The sequence below is a fragment of the Allosphingosinicella sp. genome (assembly GCF_059502505.1).
The window spans coordinates 187,159-205,297 of record NZ_JCACEU010000019.1; the positions used below are offsets into that span (position 1 = coordinate 187,159).

Consider the following 18,139-nt stretch of genomic DNA (forward strand, 5'->3'; position numbering starts at 1 on the left):
AAATCATGGTCTTAGGTGTTCTATACGAATAATACGCCTGAGTTCAGATTGTGCAAGGGGGAACCACATGCATCCGCTGCTGCCGATTCACATCGTCGCGGGAGGTGTCACGTTGATGGCCGGCGCCACCGCGCTGGCCGGCCGCAAAGGTTCTCCGCTGCACGCGCGGCCCGGCACCTGGTTCTTCGCCTCGATGCTGGCAATGGCCGGCACCGGATCCGTCATCGCCGTGTCGATGCCCGAGCGGGGCACGGCGACGGTCGGCGTCCTGACCTGCTATCTCGTCGCGACCTCGTGGATCTCGGCGCGGCGGCGGGACGGCGTTGCAGGACCCTCGGAAGTCGCCGGCCTGCTGGTCGCGCTCGCCTGCGCAGTGTCGTTCCTGACCATCGGCCTGCTCGGCCTCCGGGAGCCGGACGGCAAGCTCGACAAGCTGCCCGCAGTGGTCCACTTCCCGTTCGCGGCGCTGGCGTTCCTCGCCGCCGCGCTCGACCTCAATTTTCTCCTGCGCCGGGAGATTTCCGGCGTGCAGCGCATCGCCCGTCACTTGTGGCGGATGAGCACTGCGCTGCTGATCGCCGCTTTTTCCTTCTTCCTGGGACAGCAGAGGAACCTGCCCGAATTCATCCAGGGCTCCGACCTGCTCTACGTGCCGCCGCTGGCGGTGCTGGCGACGATGATCTTCTGGATCTTCCGCGTTCGCTTCAGCCGCGCCTTCCGCTGGGTCCAGCCGCGCCGGCGCTCGCCCGAAGCAGCCCCTGCACCCGCGCAGCCCGCGGCCGAGCAGGCATAGACTATTTGGGTCCGCGCCTCGGTCCGCGCGGGCCTGCCGGCGGGGTGCGGCCTCGTGGCGGACCCGGGCGGCGGCGCTTGTCGTCTCCACGGCCTACCACCTCCGGGCGCGGCGGCGGGCGGCGCGGGGGCGGGGCGTTCATCGGGGCGACCGAATAGCCTTCCTTGTTGAGGCGGTTGAGGGCCGAGCGGACGCTGGCCGTGATCGCCGCCTGAAGCTCCTTCGGCAGATCGGCGAAGGTGGCGTTGGCGTGGACCGCGTTGATGTCGCGAAGCAGCGTGTTCGGGACGCCCTTTGACGCGGCCTTCAGCGCGTCGAGCGCGTCGACCATCGCCGAGAAGACGATCTCCTGCATCACTTCGGTGGCGGACTTGGTCATGGACGATCAACGAGCCTTGGCTGAAATGGTCGCATAACCCGTCGCTACGCCCGCCGCCAGCGGCTCAGCGGCAGCGCATCTCGTTCTGGTTCTGCTCGACGCTGCGCCCGAACAGCGCACCCAAGGCGCCGCCGATCAGCGTGCCAGCGCCACGGTGCCGGCCCCCGTCGATGACGTTGCCGAGGATGCCGCCTGCCGCGCCGCCGATGACGAGGCCGGTCGTGCCGTCGCCGCGCTTGCAATAATAGCGTCCGTCGGAGCCGCGATAGACCTCATCCTCGGCGCTGAGCCGGCGCTCGGCATAATTGGGTCCATCCCGATAGTCGCGCGCGGCGTCATAGTTGGTTTCGTAGCGGCCGCGGTCGCGGGCCCGCTCCAGCGCCGACATGTAGAGGTCGCGCTCGCGCTCATAGCGGTCCGTCTCGGCCCGATAGCGGTCCTGCGCCTCGTCCCACCGCCGTTCCTGTTCCGCCGTCTGGGCAAGAGCGGGCGCCGTGAGCACCGGCATGAGCGCCAGAGCCAGCATGATGTCGAGCTTACGCATACAAAGATTCCCTCCCGTTGATACGCGACAGAAGAAAGCCGTCACGCTGAACCTATGGTGAATCCTTACGGCGGCGCAATCTGGTTAATTTGTATGATTTTTCGCTTGCGGCGTTGAGCCACCTCTTTATCCGGCGCGCCATGATCGAGAGCGAAGCGATTCCATTCGACGTCCAGGCCGTCGCCGAAGGAGAGGGGACCCGTTTCACGGTCACCCGAGGCGGCGAGACCCGTCACTATCATCTGCCCGGTGGCGATCAGGACGATTATGCGGCCTTCTATCGGGAGCTGGCGCGCGACTTCGGCACGCGCGCGACGCACGATTTCGAAGCCTCGCCGCCGGACGGCGAGCATCATCCGGGCTGGCAGCCGCTCATCACCGATAATCTCAGCCCCCGCATCCTCGCCGGCTATGGCGATCCGGCGGTGCTGAAGACGGAGGAGGGCTATTATCTCGTCGCAACCTCGAACGACGCGCCCGATGCCTTCCCGATCCTGCGCTCCGACGATCTGCAGAGCTGGGAGCCGGTCGGCTTCGTCTTTCCGGAGGGGCGCGCGCCGGACTGGACGGCGCAGGGGCGGCATGTCGCCGATTTCTGGGCGCCGGAAATGGCTAGGGTCGGCGACGAATATTGGCTCGTCTACACGGCGCGGGAGAAAAACAACGCGCTCGCCATCGGCCTCGCCAAGAGCGCGCACCCGGCCGGACCCTGGCAGGACCTCGGCCGGCCGCTGATCACCGGCGGAATCCTGCTCTACCCGCCCGCCGATCCTGAGGCGCCCAAACCGCCGATGAGCGGGGGCGTGATCGACTCTCACATTCTCCTCGATGACGAGGGCAATCCGTATCTGTTCTGGAAGGCCGACACGAACGGCGTCTGGCCGCGGCCGCTTGCCGGGCTGTTCCGCGAGCATCCGGAGCTGATCGCCCAATTGTTCGACAGCGAGGAGGATCGCCGCACCGCCGCCTTCGCCGCCGCCGTCCAGCCTTGGGCGAATGGTCGCCGGCCGATGGAGCGCTTCTTCCTGATGCAGCCGCTGATCGAGGCTGCGCTCGCCGTCTGGCCGAGGGTGCGCCGCGTGCTCGAGGACTTCGCCCATGCCGGGCACATCGTCGAGGCGATGCGCACGCCGATCCGCGCCCAGCGGCTCTCCGCGGACGGCACGTCCTTCCTCGGCGAGCCCACCATCGTCCTCGCCAATGACCTCGATTGGGAAGGCCATCTCATCGAGGGGCCGTGGGTGACGAAGCAAGGGGGGCGTTACTGGCTCTTCTATGCCGGCAACGACTTCTGCACGCCCAATTACGGCATCGGCGTCGCGGTGGCCGACCACCCGCTCGGGCCTTACGTCAAGCAGCCGGAGCCTTTGCTCAAGTCGACCCGCACCTGGTGGGCGCCGGGCCACGCCTCCGTCGCGCCGGGCCTCGACGGCGAGCCGCAGCTCTTTTTCCACGCCTATTTCCCGGAGACCGGCGGCTACAATGCTTTCCGCGCGCTGCTGACGGCCCGGCTGCGCTTCGGCGCGGACGGGGTCGAGCTGGTCTAGACCCGCAGGCCGCCGCCGCCGCGGACCCGGTCGGCCACTTCCTTGAGGAAGTCGAGGAACACGGCGATCTTGGGCGATAGCGCGGTGCGGCCGGCATAGAGGGCATAGACGGTCGGCGGGTTGTAGATCTGGTAGTCGGGCAGGACGCGGATCAGTTCGCCGCTTGCGACCTTGTGCGCCGCGACGAACAGCGAGACGGGCGCGAGCGCATATCCCTGCTCCACCATCTGCAGGTTCATCATCGGATCGTTGCAGGCGAAGCGGGGCCACACGCGCACGTCGAAGCGGTCGGACCCGTTGGTCAGCTGGAGCGGGAAGGACTCGTTTGTCGGCAGTCCGACGACGGCGTGGTTCGCGAGCTCCTCCACCGACTTCGGGAGGCCGTGCACATCCAGATATTTGCGGCTGGCGACGAGCACCGCATTCACATCGGCGATCTTGCGAGCGATCAGGTTCGAATCCTCAAGCCAGCCGATGCGGATGACGACGTCATAGCCGTCGGTGACGGGGTTGAGCGTGCGATCGGTGAGCTGAAGCTGGAGATCGACGTCCGGATAGCGCTCCAGGAAGCCGGGGAGAAATGGGCGCAGCACGATATGCCCCATCGAATAGGGCGCCGAGACGCGCAGCCGGCCGGAGGGGTGGCCCTGATGGGCTGCGATCTCCGCCTCCGCATTTTCGGCTTCGGCTACGAGATTGAGACAATGGGCGTGGAGGGCGCGGCCGATCTCCGTCAGCGTGACGCTGCGGGTGCTGCGCTCCACCAGGCGCGCGGAGAAGACGTTTTCGAGCTTCGCCACCGCGCGGCTGACGCTCGACTTGGGAAGGCCGAGCGCGCGCGCCGCGGCCGAAATGGTGCCGAGCTCACCTACCTTGGCGAAGATCGCCATCTCCTCGAGGTGCCGCACAGATCGTTCCATATCTGGAACGCTGTAGCCCAGATTGGCCCACTACTGGAAGGCTCTGCGGACGACCATAAAGGTTCAGACATCCGAAACAGGGAAGGATTCAGATCGTGGCCGAACTCGCACTGGTCGTGCGCAACGAAGTGCCCGAGGCGCTGAAGCGCGAGCCGGGGGCGGAGCCCCATGTCGAGGCTCCCGCGCCCGCCGAGGAAAAGGTTCGCCCGAAGCGGCGGAAGAAGGTCATTATCGGCGGGATCGGCGGCCTTCTGCTGCTCGCCGGAGCCGGCCTTGGCTATCAGTATAACGCCGTCTGGGCCCACCAGGAATCGACCGACAACGCCTATGTGCGCGCGGATATCACTCCCGTCGCGGCGAAGGTTGAAGGCTATGTCGCCAAGCTTGCCGTCTCCGACAACGAGCGGGTGAAGGCGGGTCAGGTGCTGATGGTGATCGAGGCGGCCGACTATCAGGCGCGCGTCGCCAAGGCCGAGGCGGATCTCGCCAATGCGCGCGCGGCGGTCGAGACCGCCATCGCCGGACGACGCTCGGCGGGCGCCGAGCTCGGCGCGCAGTCCGGCGTCATCGGGCAGGCGAGTGCGAACGTTGCCGCCGCGCAGGCGACCGCCGCACGCGCTGCCGCCGACGAAGCGCGTTTTTCGGAGCTTGCCCAGCGCGGCTGGACGACCCGTGCACGGCTCGATCAGGCGCGGGCGGAGGCACAGGCCTCGCGCGCCGCAGTGGTTGCGGCGCGTGCCGCCGTCGCCGCGCAGCAGGGCCAGGCCGGGGCGCTTGCCGCCGGCACGTCCCGCGCCGACGCAGGCGTCGCCGCTGCCCGGGCGCAGGTTCAAGCGGCCGAGGCGGCGCTGCGGACGGCGAAGCTCGACCTCCAGCGGACCGTGGTCCGCGCGCCGGTCGACGGCGTCGTCGGCAATCGCGCGGTGCGCGAGGGCCAGCTCGTCCGCGCCGGCCAGCAGCTGCTCGCGGTCGTGCCGATGCAGGAAAGCTATGTCGTCGCCAACTTCAAGGAGACGCAGCTCGAGAAGATGAAGGTCGGCCAGCCGGTCGAGCTCCATGTCGACGCCTATCCGGGCCTCCCGATCCACGGGCGCGTCGAGAGCCTCGCCCCGGCCTCCGGCGCGCAGTTCGCTTTGATCCCGACAGACAGCGCCACCGGCAACTTCACCAAGATCGTCCAGCGCGTCCCGGTGAAGATCGCGGTCGAGAGGAACGGCCTCGCCGCGCAGCTGCTGCGGCCCGGCCTGTCGGTCGAAGCGACCGTCGACACGCGAGGCTAGCATGACAGGGCAGGGGCAGACCTTGTCCGCCCGGGCGATCTGGGCGGGCTATCTCGCGATGATCCTCGGCAATTTCATGGCGATCCTGGACATCCAGATCGTCGCCTCCAGCTTGCGCGAGATCCAGGCGGGCGTCTCGGCCTCGGCCGATGAGATCGCCTGGGTGCAGACCAGCTACCTGATCGCCGAGGTGATCGCGATCCCCTTGTCCGGCCTGCTCGGGCGCGCGCTGTCGATGCGGAAGCTGTTCCTGATCTCGGTGAGCGGCTTCACCTTCATGAGCCTGCTCTGCGCCCTCGCCTGGGACATCCAGTCGCTGATCGTCTTCCGGACGCTCCAAGGCTTCCTCGGCGGCGGGATGATCCCGACGACCATGGCGGCGCTGTTCATCCTCTTCCCGGAGGCGAAGCGCGGACCGGCGATCGTGCTGGTCGGCATGGTCTCCACTCTGGCGCCTTCGATCGGCCCCACGCTCGGCGGCTGGCTCACCGAGGCGCTCGGCTGGCACTGGCTGTTCCTGATCAACATCGTTCCCGGTGCGGCCGCCGCCTTCATGGTGTGGCGTTTCAGCCCGCTTCGCGCGGCCGAGCCGGCGCTGCTCCGCCGCATCGACATACTCGGCCTCGTCGGCATGGCCCTGTTCCTCGGCAGCCTCGAATTCGTGCTGGAGGAAGGGCCGGGCCACGACTGGCTTGCCGACGACATGGTGCTGATCATGAGCATCGTCATGGTCACAGGCGGCGCGCTCTTCTTCTGGCGGGCGTTCACCTCCGCCGCGCCGATCGTGGACCTCAGGGTGTTCGCCAACCGCAACTTCCTCGTCGGCTCGATCGTGTCGGTGATCGCCGGCTTCGGCCTCTACGGATCGGTCTACCTGATGCCGCTCTTCCTGGGCGGCGTGAGAGGCTACAATTCGATCGAGATCGGCGAGGTGATGATGGTGACCGGCATCGCCATGTTCTTCACCGCGCCCATAGTGGGCAAGCTGCAGGGCAAGGTCGACCTCAGGATCCTGCTGTCGGTCGGCATCATGCTCACTGCGGTCGGCATGTGGGAGAATGCCCAGCTCACCGCCCAGAGCGGCTTCTGGGAGCTGGCGCTGCCGCAGGTCCTGCGCGGCTCCGGCATCATGATGTGCATGATCCCGATGACGGGTCTCGCAATGGGCACGCTGTCGTCGGACCGGGTCCAGAATGCGTCGGGTCTCTTCAACCTGACCCGCAACCTCGGCGGCGCGCTCGGGCTTGCCATCATCAATACGCTTATCGACAGCGGCCAGGCGCTTCACCGCACCGAACTCGCCACGGCCGTTTCGACCGGCCACGCGGACGCGCAGGGCTGGCTCGACCAGACCAGCGCGAGCCTGGCGGCCCAGGGGGTTGCCGATCCCTCGGCGGCGGCGCTGGCGCAGCTTGCCGGCATGGTCGAGCGGGAGGCGATGGTGATGGCCCTCAACAACGTCTTCATCGTGCTGACGCTCGCCTTCGCTGTGCTCGTCCCGCTGGTGATGTTCACTCGCCAGGCCAAGGCCGCCGGCGGCCCCGGTCACTAGGCGGCGATTGGCCATCCTCCCGCGGCCGCGCTAAGAGGCGCCGTGCCTTCGAGGAGGATGTGATGCGTAGACTGATCCTTGCCGCTTTGCTTGCCACCGCCGCCTGCACCCAGCCGGCTGCCGAGGCTCCGAAGGAAGCGGGCGCCGGAGCCTACGACATGGCGGCGTCGCGGGCGAAGATCGCGCGCATCGACATGAACCCGAACCTCAGCTTCCTCAACGCCGAGGAGCGGCAGGTGGTGAATCTGCTCATCCAGGCGGCGGAGCTGATGAACCCGATCTACCTGCGCCAGCGCTCGGCCGAAAATCCTGAGGTCAGGGCGGCGATCGAAGCGGGCGGCGACGCGGCGCTGCTCGACATGTTCGACCTTCACTTCGGCCCGTGGGACACGCTCTCCGAAAACCACACCTTCCACGGCGACAGCCCGATGCCGGCCGGCGCCGGCTTCTATCCGGCGGACCTCACCAAGGAGCAGTTCGAAGCCTATCTCGCCGCCAATCCGGCGCAGAAGGAAGAGCTCACCAGCGGCTATACGGTCGTGAAGCGGCAGGGAGATCGTCTCGTCGCCGTCCCTTACAGCGTCGAATATAAGCAATGGCTGGAGCCGGCGGCGAAGCTGCTCGAGCAGGCCGCGCAGACGACCACCAACGCCAGCTTGAAGCGGTTCCTGAACCTCAGGGCGCAAGCCTTCCGCACGAACGACTACTATGAGTCCGAACTCGCCTGGATGGATGTCAGCGGCACGCCGATCGAAGTCGTGATTGGGCCCTACGAGGTCTATACGGACGGCCTCTACGGCACCAAGACCGCGTTCGAATCCTTCGTCACCGTGCAGGACCCGCGGGAGAGCGGCGCGCTCGAAAAGTACAAGGGGCTGCTCCGCGACATGGAGCAGAATCTGCCGGTCGAGGACCGCTACAAGAATTTCAACCGGCCGTTCAATTCGCCGATCCTGGTCGCCGATCAGGTCCATGGCGGCGGCGACAATGTTCCCGGCGTGCAGACGGTCGCGTTCAACCTGCCCAACGACGAACGGGTGCGAGAGGCGAAGGGCGCCAAGAAGGTGATCCTCGCCAACGTGCTCGGCGCCAAATATGACCGGATCCTCGCGCCGATGGCGAGCCAGGTGCTGGTGCCGGAGCAGGCCCGGCTGGTCTCGAAGGAATATATGACCAACGAGACGCTCTTCCACGAACTGTCGCACAGCCTCGGGCCGGGCACGATCGCCGTCGGCGGCCGCCAAACCACCGTCAACGCCGAGCTGAAGGACGTCTATTCAGCCAGCGAGGAGGCGAAGGCCGACGTCATGGGGATGCACAACATCCTCTACATGATGAGCCGCGGCGAGCTGCCGCCCGCCGAGCGCGAGCAGGCGCTGGCGACCTATTTCGCCGGCATCTTCCGCGCCGTCCGCTTCGGCATCGACGAGGCCCACGGCCGCGGCGCGGCGATGCAGTATAGCTACCTGAAGGAGAAAGGCGCCTTCGAGTGGGTGCCGGACCAGAAGCGCTTCCGGGTGAACTTCGACCGGATGGAGCAGGGCCTTCGCGAGCTCACCGCCGATCTCGTCCGCCTGCAGGGCAATGGCGATTATGCGGGCACCAAGGCCTTCTTCGAACGCTATGCCCGGCTCGACGACAATGCCCGCACCGTGCTTGCCGCCACGTCGGGCATACCGACCGACATCCAGCCCAACTACCCCGACCGGGTTTGACCGAACCGCTCCGTTGAGAGCAGGGTCACGAAGAGGAACAGGGTCGCCGCGACCAAAGCGAGGCCGCCGACCTCGCTGAGCAGCGGCAGGACCAGTTCCACGGCCTCGTCGCCGACCGAAAGGATATGGCGCGCGGCGAGGAACAGGGCCGCAGCCGCGAGCAGCTCGATCACCACCTCCTCGCGCCGGGCTCGCGCGGCCGCACGGTCGGCGACCTCGATGTCGATGGTCCGGTCGACACGCAGCACGAACCCTTCGTCCGGCCCCCGCTCCGGGATCGCCAGCCGCCGTGCGAGTTCTTCCGGGGTCATGCCTGATCTCCGTTGCCGAGCAGCTTCATGAGCTGCGCGGTGCCGCGCGCGACGCGGCTCTTCAGCGAGCCGAGCGGGAAGCCGAGGATCGCCGCCGCCTCCTGGTGGCTGTGGCCGAGCACGTGGCAGAGCACCACCGCCGCCCGGTCCTCCGGCTTCAGCCGCTTCATCGCGTCCGCCACGATCGCCTCCTGCTCCGCGGTGGCGGCGGCGCTCGACTCCGGTGCCAGCGCCTGCCCCGCATAAGCGGGCGGCCGCCGCCGCCGCGTCCGCGCGTCCATCAGGAACGCGTTCCAGGCGATGCCGAGCAGCCAGGAGCGGTAGCGGCCGCCACCGCCATAGCTGCCGGCGCGGGTCCAGGCGCGCAGGAAGGTCTCCTGGGCCAGGTCGTCGGAATTGCCGAACTCGGGCGCCAGCCGCATCAGGAAGCCCCTGACGACCCGTTCGTGCCGCCGCACGAGCGCGCTGAACGCGGCCCGATCGCCCGCTGCCGCGGCGGAGGCAAGTGCGTCATCGGCCGGCTCCAGCTCAGCCTCCCTGCCTCTTCAGGATCGCCCGCCAGACGATGACGATCCCGATGAAGGCAGGGAAGATCGCCGCCCCAGCGGCGCTGCGGATATTGGTTTCGCCGCCTTGGACGAAGCCGGAGAGGAGGATGGCCACGGCGATGGCGATGAGGACGAAGCCGGTGGTCTGCACACGCCGGCGCGGGCGGTCCTTCAACTGCTCCATCAGCTCCGGGACGATCGGCGAATTGGCCCTGATCGCCTCCTGCAGCGTCTGGTGGAGATGAGCATCCTGCCGCACCCGCATCACGTGGAAGGCGACGATGAACAGGCCCATCGCGATGAACGCCAGCAACAGCTCCTGATCCACTACCGCGCCTCCCGAACCTGAAGCATCGGTTTGGAGGATCGAGGCAGCGAACGGTAGCGGAAATTGGGCCAACTCAGCACCGTCGGACGATCTGGCTCACGACCCCCTGGCGGAGCATCGACTGGGCAAGGATCGTCTCGACCAGTTCGGCATGGCTCATGCCGACCGCGCGGGCGGCGCGGGAGATGGTCTTCTTCGACCAGAGGTTGCAGGAGAGGTTGACCTCCATGAAGCGGATGTCTCCGGTCGCCGGATCGTAGCGATATTCGAAGCGGCCATAGTCGAACGGCCACAGCTCGCCGATCAGCAACTGCGTCTGCGCTTCGAGCCGCTCGACCAGCTCCGGATCGTCGATCGTCTCGAGCGGATCGTCTTCGACCGCGACGAGGCCGCGCTTCTCCTCGTAGGAGCGCATCGTGCCCGTCGCCTTCGGGAAATAGCCGGTCGCCGGCAGCAGCCAGGGCCCGCGCGCGCCGATCACCGGCACGGCGATGTCGATCAGCGGCGCATAGGGCTCGATGATCACGTCGTGGCCGGAGGCGAGAATGCCCTCTGCATGCGCCTTCGCCTCGCTCCAGTCGTCGAGGATCTTGACGCCCCAGGAGGCGGAGCTGGCATTGGGCTTCACCACCAGCCGCTCCCATGCGAAGGGCGGCGGCTGGACCTCGCCCTGGCCGCGGCGGACGCAGACCCAGTCGGTGACCGGCACGCCCAGATGCCGCGCGACCACCTTCATCAGATGCTTGTCGTCGCTGAGGCCGCGCAGGATTGGCGTCGCGCCGAGATAGGGGATGCCGTGCCGTGTCAGGAGCAGCGGCCCCAGCATCTCGCTGTTGAGGAAGCCGCCGCGGTTGAGGAGCGTCACGACATAGTCCGCGTCGGGCCGCGCCTGGATCGCGTCGAAGCTGCTCGCCGGCGTCACGGCGAGGCCGATCTCGCGCAGCGTCGTCAGCATCTCGTGATGATAGACGGCGTGGGTGCCGTCCTCCGCATCGGGCACGCCGCCCGACAGTGCGTGCTTGGCGAGGAAAAGGACGCGCAGCCGCTCCTTGTCCTCGGCGAGAATGCCCAGAGGGCCTTGTTCCTGCTTCACATATTCCACGACGCGTCACTCCGGCTGCTAGTCCTGCCTCTTTGATGCCGGTGCGGCGGGTGCTGGATGAATCCGCACCAAAAATATTCGGAAGCGGAACGAGCTTAACCAGTGTTAGGCACATTTCCAGGAACGGGAACGGCGCTCAACGGGTTGAGAAGGCAGAGTTTATCTTCCGTCCGGCGTTCTTTCGGGCGGGCTCTCGGAGACCTTCATCCATGGCGACGCAGATCGCTTCCTTGCCGCCGTCCGTGGCGGCGCTGCCCTTCCTGTTCGCGCGGCCGCAGGTGGACGATGCCGGCTGGAACTATCGCGCGGCCTTGCTCGCCGCGACGGCTGCCGAGCGCGCCGACGACACTCGCCGCAACACGCGCGGGCGCATTGCCTATCTGCTGTGCGAGCTCGGCTTCCAGCTCGCCCGGCGCCGGATCGATGCCGACGCGGCGCTCCCGCTGACCCGTAATGACATCGCCGACGCGCTCGGCGTCAGCCTCTGCAAGGTGAAGCGCACGCTCGCCTTGCTGTCGCTCTCGCAGGTGATCGAATGCGACGCCGCCACGTTGCGCGTGCTCGATTGGCCGCGCCTCTGCTCGGTCGCCACATACGAGGCGAGCCGGCTCGAGTTGAAGCAGGAAGAGGACGCGTTCGATCTCGTCTCCGCGGTCCAGGACGAGGAGCAGCCGCAGCTCGTCACCAGAGCCGGCGATCCCGCCTGCTTCGTCTGATCCTTATTCGTGCAGCGAGGGATCGTCCTCGCTGTGGGGGGCAGGCTCGGTCGGTTGCTCGGTGAAGCCTTCGATGCCGGCCAGCTCTTCGAGATCGCGCCTGATCTCCACCGGGCTCGAGGCATAGAGCACGATCAATTCCGCCAGTGACTTGAGCGAATGGGCGTGGATGCGCTCGTAGCCGTGGCTGGCGTCGATGCCGAAGGTGATGAGCGCGGTGCGCACGTCGGCGCCGCCTTCGAGGGCCGAGGCGCTGTCGGAGCGGTAATAGCGGAAGACGTCGCGCTGGTAGCGGATAGCGTTCTCCTCGCAGAGGCGGATCAGCTTGCGGGTGAGATAATAATCGAACGGCCCGACCTGGTCGGCCATGGCGACGGTGACGCCGAATTCGGAGCTGTTCTGTCCGGGCGCGGTGGTCCCGTTGTCGATCGAGACCATGGCGACGACGTTATCGAGCAAAACCGCCGACGCGCCGGAGCCCACCTCCTCCGTGATCGTGAAGATGAAATGGATATCGACGGGTGTCTCGACGCCCTCGTCGACCATCGCCTTCAGCGCAGCGAGGGCGATCGCGCAGCCGGCTTTGTCGTCCAGGTGACGCGACACGATATAGCCGTTGTCCAGAATCTCGGTGCCGGGATCGATCGCGACGAAGTCGCCGATATGGATGCCGAGCGCCTCGGTCGACGCGCGGTCATAGCAGTCGGCGTCGATGCGCACCTCGATATGAGGCCAGCCGACCGGCTGGGTGTCGACCTCCTCGTTGAAGGTGTGGCCCGAGGCCTTGAGCGGCAGGATCGTGCCGCGGAACGAGCCCTGGTCCGAGAAGATCGTGCAGCGCGAATATTCCGCCGCCCGCGCCGACCAGGTGCCGATCGGCACCAGCTCGAGCCGGCCATTGTCCTTGATCATCTTCACGGTCGCGCCGAGCGTGTCCAGATGGGCGACGATCGCACGCGCGCCCTCGACCTCGCGGCCGCGATAGAGCGCCAGGATCGCGCCCCGCCGGGTGACGGAGTAGGGGACGCCGAGCCGCTCCAGCTCCTCCGAGACGTAGCGGACGACCGTGTCCGTATAGCCGGTGGGGGAGGGGGTGGAGAGCAGCCGCTCGAGCTGCGCCCTCAGATAATCCGTATCAATGTTCGGCAGCGGCATCGGCCCTCCTCGGCGCGGCTGCGGGCATGCTCAGCGGGAAGAGCAGGTCGACGAAGCGCTCGGCGGTCGGCTGCGGCTCGTGATTGGCGAGGCCGGGCCGCTCGTTGGCTTCGATGAAGACGTAATCGGGCTCGGACGGATCGCGGACCATGAAGTCGACGCCGACAACCGGAATGTCGATCGCCCGCGCAACGCGGACCGCAGCCTCTGCGAGCGCCGGATGCACCTGGCTCGTCACGTCGTGGATCGTGCCGCCGGTGTGCAGGTTGGCCGCCTTGCGCACCGGGAAGCTGACCCCTTCGGGCGGCACTTCGTCCATCCCATAGCCGGCCTTGGCCACGCACCGCTCGGTCTCGGCATCGAGCGGGATCTTCGACTCCCCGCCGGTCGCGGCGGCGCGGCGGCGGCTCTGCCGTTCGATCAGCTGGCGTACCGTGTCGCGGCCGTTGCCGACAACTTCGGCGGGGCGCCTCGTCGCCGCGGCGACCAACTCGAAGCCGATCACGATCAGGCGGAGGTCGGAGCCTTTGTGGAAGCTCTCCACCAGCACCCGGTCCGATATGGTCGAGGCGATCTCGATGGCTTTCTCGACGCTGTCCATCGTGTCCAAGTCGACGGCGACGCCGCGGCCCTGCTCGCCGCGCGCGGGCTTGACCACGAGCGAGCCGTGTCTTTCCAGCATCGCCTTCACGGCCTCGCGGTCGGAGGCTTCGACCTCCTCCGGCACCTTTACGCCGGCGGCCTCGACAATGCGCCGGGTCATCGCCTTGTCGTCGCAGATGGAAAGGGCGACGGCGCTGGTCAGCTCCGACAGGCTCTCGCGGCAGCGCACGTGGCGGCCGCCGAAGCTCAGCTGGAAGACGCCGCCCTCGGCGTCGATCACCTCGACGCCGATGCCGCGGCGACGGGCCTCGTTGATGATGATACGGGCATAGGGGTTCATCGCCTTGGCGGGATCGTGGCCGACGAACAGCCGCTCGTTGATGACGTTGCGGCGCTTTACGGCGAACACCGGCAGGCGGTGGAAGCCGAGCTTCTCGTACAGCGCGATCGCGCCTTGATTGTCGTGCAGGACGGACAAGTCCATCCAGCCAGCACCACGGGCGATATAATGCTCGGCGAGCCAGCGGATCAGCGCCTCGCCGACGCCCGGGTGCGGGGTCTGCGGATCCACCGCCAGCGTCCAGAGCGAGGAGCCTTTTTCCGGATCCTCAAATGCTGCCGCATGATCGATGCCGGTGACGGTCCCGATCACCGCGCCCGTTTCCTCGTCCTCGGCGACGAAGTAGGTGAGGGTCCGTCCCTGGCTCTTCTCGTCGAAGAAGTCGGTGCGGACCGGCACCATGCGGTGCAGCGCGTAGAGCCGGTTGACGGCGTCGGCATCCGTGTCCGGAACCATACGCCGGACGAAGAAGCCCTGGGGTCGCCGGTCCGCCGTCCGATAGGTGCTGAGGTTCAGCCGATAGGTATGGGAAGGATCGAGGAACAGCTCGGCCGGTGCCGAAGCGATCAGCACGTGCGGATCGGTGACGTAAATCGCAATGTCGCGGGTGTGCGGGTTCTCGGCGCGGATTTCGGAGACCAGGTGGGCAGCGTCCTTGAACGTGTGGCCGAACAGGATGCGTCCCCAGCCGCAATCGACGACCGCGTTGGGCGAGGGCTCCGGACCGGGCGCGTGCTGCCGGGAGAAGGGGGAGGGGCGTCTCAGGCGGAGCCTTCTCATCCGCCGACTCCATGCTGCTGGAGCCAGAGTTCGAGCAGCCCCACCTGCCACAGCTCCGATCCGCGGAGCGGCGTGATGTGTCCGGTGGGGTCGGCGAACAGCCGCTCCAGATAGGACGGGGAGAAAAGCCCGCGCTCCCGCGCCGCTCGCGAGGTCAGCGCGTCGCGGACGAGGTCCAGATAGGGGCCGTCGATATATTTGAGGGCGGGGACGGGGAAATAGCCCTTGGGCCGGTCGATCACCTCGGCCGGGATCACCTTGCGTGCGACATCCTTAAGGATGCCCTTGCCGCCGCCGGCCAGCTTCAGCTCGGCCGGCACGCGCGCGGCGAGCTCGGCCAGATCGTGGTCCAAGAAGGGGACACGCGCCTCCAGGCCCCAGGCCATGGTCATGTTGTCGACGCGCTTCACCGGATCGTCGACCAGCATGACCGTGGAATCGAGGCGCAGCGCCTTGTCCACCGGGTCGCTGGCGCCGCCGCGGCCGAAATGCTCGCGCACGAAGTCGAGCGGCAAGGTGCCGCCGTCTCGCCAGTCGGAGCCGAGATGTTCGTTCAGCGTCGCTGCATCGCGGTCGAAGAAGGCGCGGGCATAGGTCGCCACCGGATCGTTGGCGCCGGCCATCGGCGGATACCAGTGATAGCCGGCGAACACCTCGTCGGCGCCCTGGCCGGACTGGACGACCTTGATGTGCTTGGCGACCTCGCGGCTGAGCAGATAGAAGCCGATATTATCGTAGCTCACCATCGGCTCGGCCATCGCCTCGATCGCGCCGGGGAGCTCGCGCAGCAAATCATCCGACGGCACGAACAATTTGTGGTGATCGGTGGCGTAATGGCGCGCGATGAGATCCGAATAGACGAACTCGTCGCCTTTCTCGCCATGCGCCTCCTCGAAGCCGATCGAGAAGGTGGCGAGGCCATGCTGGCCCATCTCGGCCAGCAGGCCGACGATCAGGCTGGAGTCGACGCCCCCCGACAGCAGCACGCCGACCGGCACGTCCGCAACCATTCGGCGCTCCACGGCTGTGCGTAGGGAGGCGAGCACCAGCTCCTGCCATTCCCCGGCGCTGCGGCTCCGGTCATTGCCTTCCTGACCGAACGGCGGGTCCCAATAGAGGTGCTCCCTGGAGCTGCCATCCTCTTCGATCACCCGCACGGTAGCGGGCGGCAGCTTCCTTATGCCCTTCAGGATCGTCCAGGGCGGCGGCACGACGGCGTGCCAGCTCATGTAGAATTGGAGCGCCTCAGGATCGACCGAGGTGTCGACGTCGCCCGCCGCGACGATGCCCGGCAGCGTCGAGGAGAAGCGCAACCGCCCCGGCACCTCCGAGATGTAGAGCGGCTTGATGCCGAACCGGTCGCGGGCGAGCATGACGCGTCCGCTCTCCCGCTCGTGCAGCGCGAAGGCGAACATGCCCTTGAAGCGCTTCACGCAATCGACGCCCCAGGCGTGGTAGGCCTTCAGGATCACCTCGGTATCGCCGCCCGAGAAGAAGGAATAGCCGAGAGCCTGCAGCTCCCCGCGCAGATCCTGGTAATTGTAGATGCAGCCGTTGAAGACGAGGTCGAGGCCGAGCTCGTTGTCAACCATCGGCTGGGCGGAGCGGTGCGACAGGTCGATGATCTTCAGCCGCTGGTGCCCGAGACCGACGCGGCCGCGCATCAGCTGCCCGCATGAATCCGGCCCGCGCCGCGCCTGGCTGCGCATCATCCGCGCGACGGCGTCGGCATCCGCGATGCTGCCGTCGAAACGGATTTCGCCCGCTATGCCGCACATGGGCCGCGGGCCTCCTTTGCTGAAACTGGTAACATGGGCCCCGAACGAAGAAAGCTGTTCACCCTGACAACCGCTCCGGGCGCAATAAGGTCCCGGCTTTCAAAATCGGCCCGGGTCTGAAACAAGGGCGCCGAACGAAGCAGGGGAGCGGCCGATGGACCTTCAGAAACTGGTCGAGGACGCGCTGAGCGGCGCCGAGGTCTATCGCGGCCATGGCGACGTGGCGAGCTACATACCGGCGCTGGCGGCGGTCGATCCCAGGAAGATGGGCATCGCCATCGCCTGCAAAGACGGCAGCACCTATCGCGCCGGCGACGCCGACGAACCGTTCTCGGTGCAGAGCATCTCCAAGGTCTTCGCGCTGAATCTCGCGCTCGATCATGTCGGCGCGCAGCTCTGGAACCATGTCGGGCGGGAGCCTTCGGGTTCGCCGTTCAACTCGATCGTCCAGCTCGAGCAGGAGAAAGGCAAGCCGCGCAACCCTTTGATCAACGCCGGCGCGATCGTCGTCAGCGACAATATCATGGGCCACGGCACGGCCGACGCGGCGGTGGCGGAGATCCTCGAATTCCTGCGCGATCGGGCAGGAGACGACAGCATCGCGATCGACGAGAATGTCGCCATCTCCGAATCGCAGGCCGGTTTCCTCAACCGCAGCCTGGCTTATTTTGTCTCCGCCTTCGGCAACCTCAAGAACCCGGTCGAGGAGGTGCTGTCGGTCTATTTCCGGCAGTGCGCGATCGCGATGAGCTGCCGTCAGCTCGCACGCGCGGCGCTCTACCTGGCGTTCGACGGAACCGATCCGATCACCGGCGACGCGGTCACCATCTCCCACCGCGCCCGACGCATCAACTCGCTGATGCTGACCTGCGGCCACTATGACAATAGCGGCGACTTCGCCTTTCGCATCGGCCTTCCCGGTAAGAGCGGCGTCGGCGGCGGCATCCTCGTGATCGTCCCCGGCTTCGGCGCGATCTCCGTCTGGTCACCCGGCCTCAACGCCGCCGGAACCTCGCTCGCCGGGGCGGTCATGCTGGAGAACGTCGTCGAGCGGACCGGCTGGTCCGTGTTCGTCTAACGGATCGCCGACCAGAGCCCCTGGCGCCGCGACCGCACCTGGCTTCGCGCCGGCGTGAAGGCGGCGGCGACCTGCTTGATCACGGCCGGCTGCGGGGCGTCGCAATAGAGCTGCAGCGTTGCCGGGTTGCGCTGGAGCCAGCGCTCGCGGCCGCGGATGATGTCCTCGGCGGTGCGAAGAGTCCGCACCAGATCGTCCTCGCTATAGGGCTTGGAGAGGCAGCCGAGCGCCAGCTCCGGCATCGGAAAGGCGGGCGGCATGCTGGTCGTGAACAAGCAGGGTATGCCGAGGTCGCCGAGCTTCACCGCGACGCTGTAACCGGTCGATCCGCGGGCAAGCTGGAGGTCGACCAGCGCCAAATCCGGCCGGCGCTCCTCTGCCGCCTCCATCGCGCTTTGGAGGTCTTCGGCGACGCCGGTGACCTGGTAGAGCGGGTTGAGCTCGACGAGATGCCTCAACGTTGCGGCCAGCAGCGGCTCATCCTCCACAATCAAGATCTTCAGCATCAAACCCCTCCCATGCGTTTTGAGGAGGTTAGCCGCGGCTTCGGCGCCCGTGAATCGTTTCGTAGCCGTTTTGCGGCGAACGATTCTCCAGCAGCGCCGAAACGTGTTAGATGAAGTGCGCAGGACGCATGTGCGGGTGAGCGTTTCGCATTCCGGCTGCTCTT

Annotated in this window: 18 protein-coding genes; 7 read left to right on the forward strand and 11 right to left on the reverse strand. The window is 67.1% G+C overall.

The annotated features are described in order from the left end of the window. The first annotated feature begins 67 nt into the window (after positions 1 to 67). Positions 68 to 793, forward strand: a complete 726-nt coding sequence (locus AC5JBD_RS13370; protein ID WP_495722311.1) for a DUF2306 domain-containing protein — start codon at positions 68 to 70, stop codon at positions 791 to 793. Position 794: 1 nt separating this feature from the next. On the opposite strand, the gene AC5JBD_RS13375 is transcribed toward AC5JBD_RS13370, so the two are convergent. After that, positions 795 to 1,172, reverse strand: coding sequence for a hypothetical protein (locus AC5JBD_RS13375; protein WP_495722312.1), 378 nt, complete (start codon positions 1,170 to 1,172; stop codon positions 795 to 797). Between the two features lie 64 nt (positions 1,173 to 1,236). Continuing rightward, a complete protein-coding gene (locus AC5JBD_RS13380; RefSeq protein WP_495722313.1) occupies positions 1,237 to 1,716 on the reverse strand; it encodes a glycine zipper 2TM domain-containing protein in 480 nt (159 codons plus the stop codon). 140 nt (positions 1,717 to 1,856) lie between these two features. Here AC5JBD_RS13380 and AC5JBD_RS13385 point away from each other — a divergent pair, with 140 nt between their 5' ends. Then, the gene (locus AC5JBD_RS13385) at positions 1,857 to 3,263 is read left to right on the forward strand and encodes a glycoside hydrolase family 43 protein (RefSeq protein WP_495722314.1); all 1,407 of its coding nucleotides are present in this window, start codon (positions 1,857 to 1,859) and stop codon (positions 3,261 to 3,263) included. Here the strand turns inward: AC5JBD_RS13385 and AC5JBD_RS13390 are convergent. Continuing rightward, positions 3,260 to 4,171 (reverse strand): LysR family transcriptional regulator, encoded by a 912-nt coding sequence (locus AC5JBD_RS13390; RefSeq protein WP_495722315.1) that lies wholly within the window; start codon positions 4,169 to 4,171, stop codon positions 3,260 to 3,262. The two genes, AC5JBD_RS13385 and AC5JBD_RS13390, sit on opposite strands and share 4 nt — an antisense overlap. A 107-nt stretch (positions 4,172 to 4,278) precedes the next feature. Between AC5JBD_RS13390 and AC5JBD_RS13395 the strand changes: the two genes are divergently transcribed. The 3 genes from AC5JBD_RS13395 (at position 4,279) to AC5JBD_RS13405 (ending at position 8,730) form a co-directional block, all read left to right on the forward strand. After that, on the forward strand, positions 4,279 to 5,463 hold the full coding sequence (locus tag AC5JBD_RS13395; protein ID WP_495722316.1) for an HlyD family secretion protein: 1,185 nt from the start codon (positions 4,279 to 4,281) through the stop codon (positions 5,461 to 5,463). A 1-nt stretch (position 5,464) separates the two neighbouring features. Further along, on the forward strand, positions 5,465 to 7,015 hold the full coding sequence (locus AC5JBD_RS13400; protein WP_495722317.1) for a DHA2 family efflux MFS transporter permease subunit: 1,551 nt from the start codon (positions 5,465 to 5,467) through the stop codon (positions 7,013 to 7,015). A gap of 62 nt (positions 7,016 to 7,077) precedes the next feature. Then, positions 7,078 to 8,730, forward strand: a complete 1,653-nt coding sequence (locus tag AC5JBD_RS13405) for a DUF8614 domain-containing protein (protein ID WP_495722318.1) — start codon at positions 7,078 to 7,080, stop codon at positions 8,728 to 8,730. Here AC5JBD_RS13405 and AC5JBD_RS13410 read toward each other — a convergent pair. The 4 genes from AC5JBD_RS13410 to AC5JBD_RS13425 all read right to left on the reverse strand — a co-directional run bounded on the left by AC5JBD_RS13410 (position 8,712) and on the right by AC5JBD_RS13425 (position 11,019). Further along, entirely contained in the window at positions 8,712 to 9,041 is a 330-nt protein-coding gene (locus tag AC5JBD_RS13410) for a hypothetical protein (RefSeq protein ID WP_495722319.1), read from the reverse strand. The two genes, AC5JBD_RS13405 and AC5JBD_RS13410, sit on opposite strands and share 19 nt — an antisense overlap. Next, positions 9,038 to 9,568 carry an RNA polymerase sigma factor gene (locus AC5JBD_RS13415; protein WP_495722749.1) on the reverse strand — a complete coding sequence of 177 codons (531 nt, stop codon included), beginning with the start codon at positions 9,566 to 9,568 and terminating at the stop codon, positions 9,038 to 9,040. Before AC5JBD_RS13415 ends, AC5JBD_RS13410 begins: the two co-directional genes overlap by 4 nt. Before the next feature lies 1 nt (position 9,569). After that, on the reverse strand, positions 9,570 to 9,917 hold the full coding sequence (locus AC5JBD_RS13420; RefSeq protein ID WP_495722320.1) for a hypothetical protein: 348 nt from the start codon (positions 9,915 to 9,917) through the stop codon (positions 9,570 to 9,572). A 73-nt stretch (positions 9,918 to 9,990) separates the two neighbouring features. Further along, positions 9,991 to 11,019, reverse strand: a complete 1,029-nt coding sequence (locus AC5JBD_RS13425; protein ID WP_495722321.1) for a D-alanine--D-alanine ligase family protein — start codon at positions 11,017 to 11,019, stop codon at positions 9,991 to 9,993. Between the two features lie 209 nt (positions 11,020 to 11,228). On the opposite strand from AC5JBD_RS13425, the gene AC5JBD_RS13430 reads away from it, so the two are divergent. Then, positions 11,229 to 11,735, forward strand: a complete 507-nt coding sequence (locus AC5JBD_RS13430) for a helix-turn-helix domain-containing protein (protein WP_495722322.1) — start codon at positions 11,229 to 11,231, stop codon at positions 11,733 to 11,735. A 3-nt stretch (positions 11,736 to 11,738) separates the two neighbouring features. Here AC5JBD_RS13430 and AC5JBD_RS13435 read toward each other — a convergent pair whose 3' ends face one another. The 3 genes from AC5JBD_RS13435 to AC5JBD_RS13445 are packed head-to-tail and all read right to left on the reverse strand — an operon-like array spanning position 11,739 to position 16,391. Next, complete coding sequence (locus AC5JBD_RS13435; protein ID WP_495722323.1) at positions 11,739 to 12,890, reverse strand: osmoprotectant NAGGN system M42 family peptidase; 1,152 nt, start codon at positions 12,888 to 12,890, stop codon at positions 11,739 to 11,741. Then, positions 12,871 to 14,613, reverse strand: coding sequence for an N-acetylglutaminylglutamine synthetase (gene ngg / locus AC5JBD_RS13440; RefSeq protein WP_495722324.1), 1,743 nt, complete (start codon positions 14,611 to 14,613; stop codon positions 12,871 to 12,873). Before ngg ends, AC5JBD_RS13435 begins: the two co-directional genes overlap by 20 nt. Then, the gene (locus tag AC5JBD_RS13445) at positions 14,610 to 16,391 is read right to left on the reverse strand and encodes an N-acetylglutaminylglutamine amidotransferase (RefSeq protein ID WP_495722325.1); all 1,782 of its coding nucleotides are present in this window, start codon (positions 16,389 to 16,391) and stop codon (positions 14,610 to 14,612) included. Before AC5JBD_RS13445 ends, ngg begins: the two co-directional genes overlap by 4 nt. Positions 16,392 to 16,545: 154 nt before the next feature. Here AC5JBD_RS13445 and AC5JBD_RS13450 point away from each other — a divergent pair, with 154 nt between their 5' ends. Continuing rightward, positions 16,546 to 17,469, forward strand: a complete 924-nt coding sequence (locus AC5JBD_RS13450; protein WP_495722326.1) for a glutaminase — start codon at positions 16,546 to 16,548, stop codon at positions 17,467 to 17,469. On the opposite strand, the gene AC5JBD_RS13455 is transcribed toward AC5JBD_RS13450, so the two are convergent. Next, positions 17,466 to 17,975, reverse strand: a complete 510-nt coding sequence (locus AC5JBD_RS13455) for a LytR/AlgR family response regulator transcription factor (protein WP_495722327.1) — start codon at positions 17,973 to 17,975, stop codon at positions 17,466 to 17,468. The two genes, AC5JBD_RS13450 and AC5JBD_RS13455, sit on opposite strands and share 4 nt — an antisense overlap. Positions 17,976 to 18,139 lie beyond the last annotated feature (164 nt).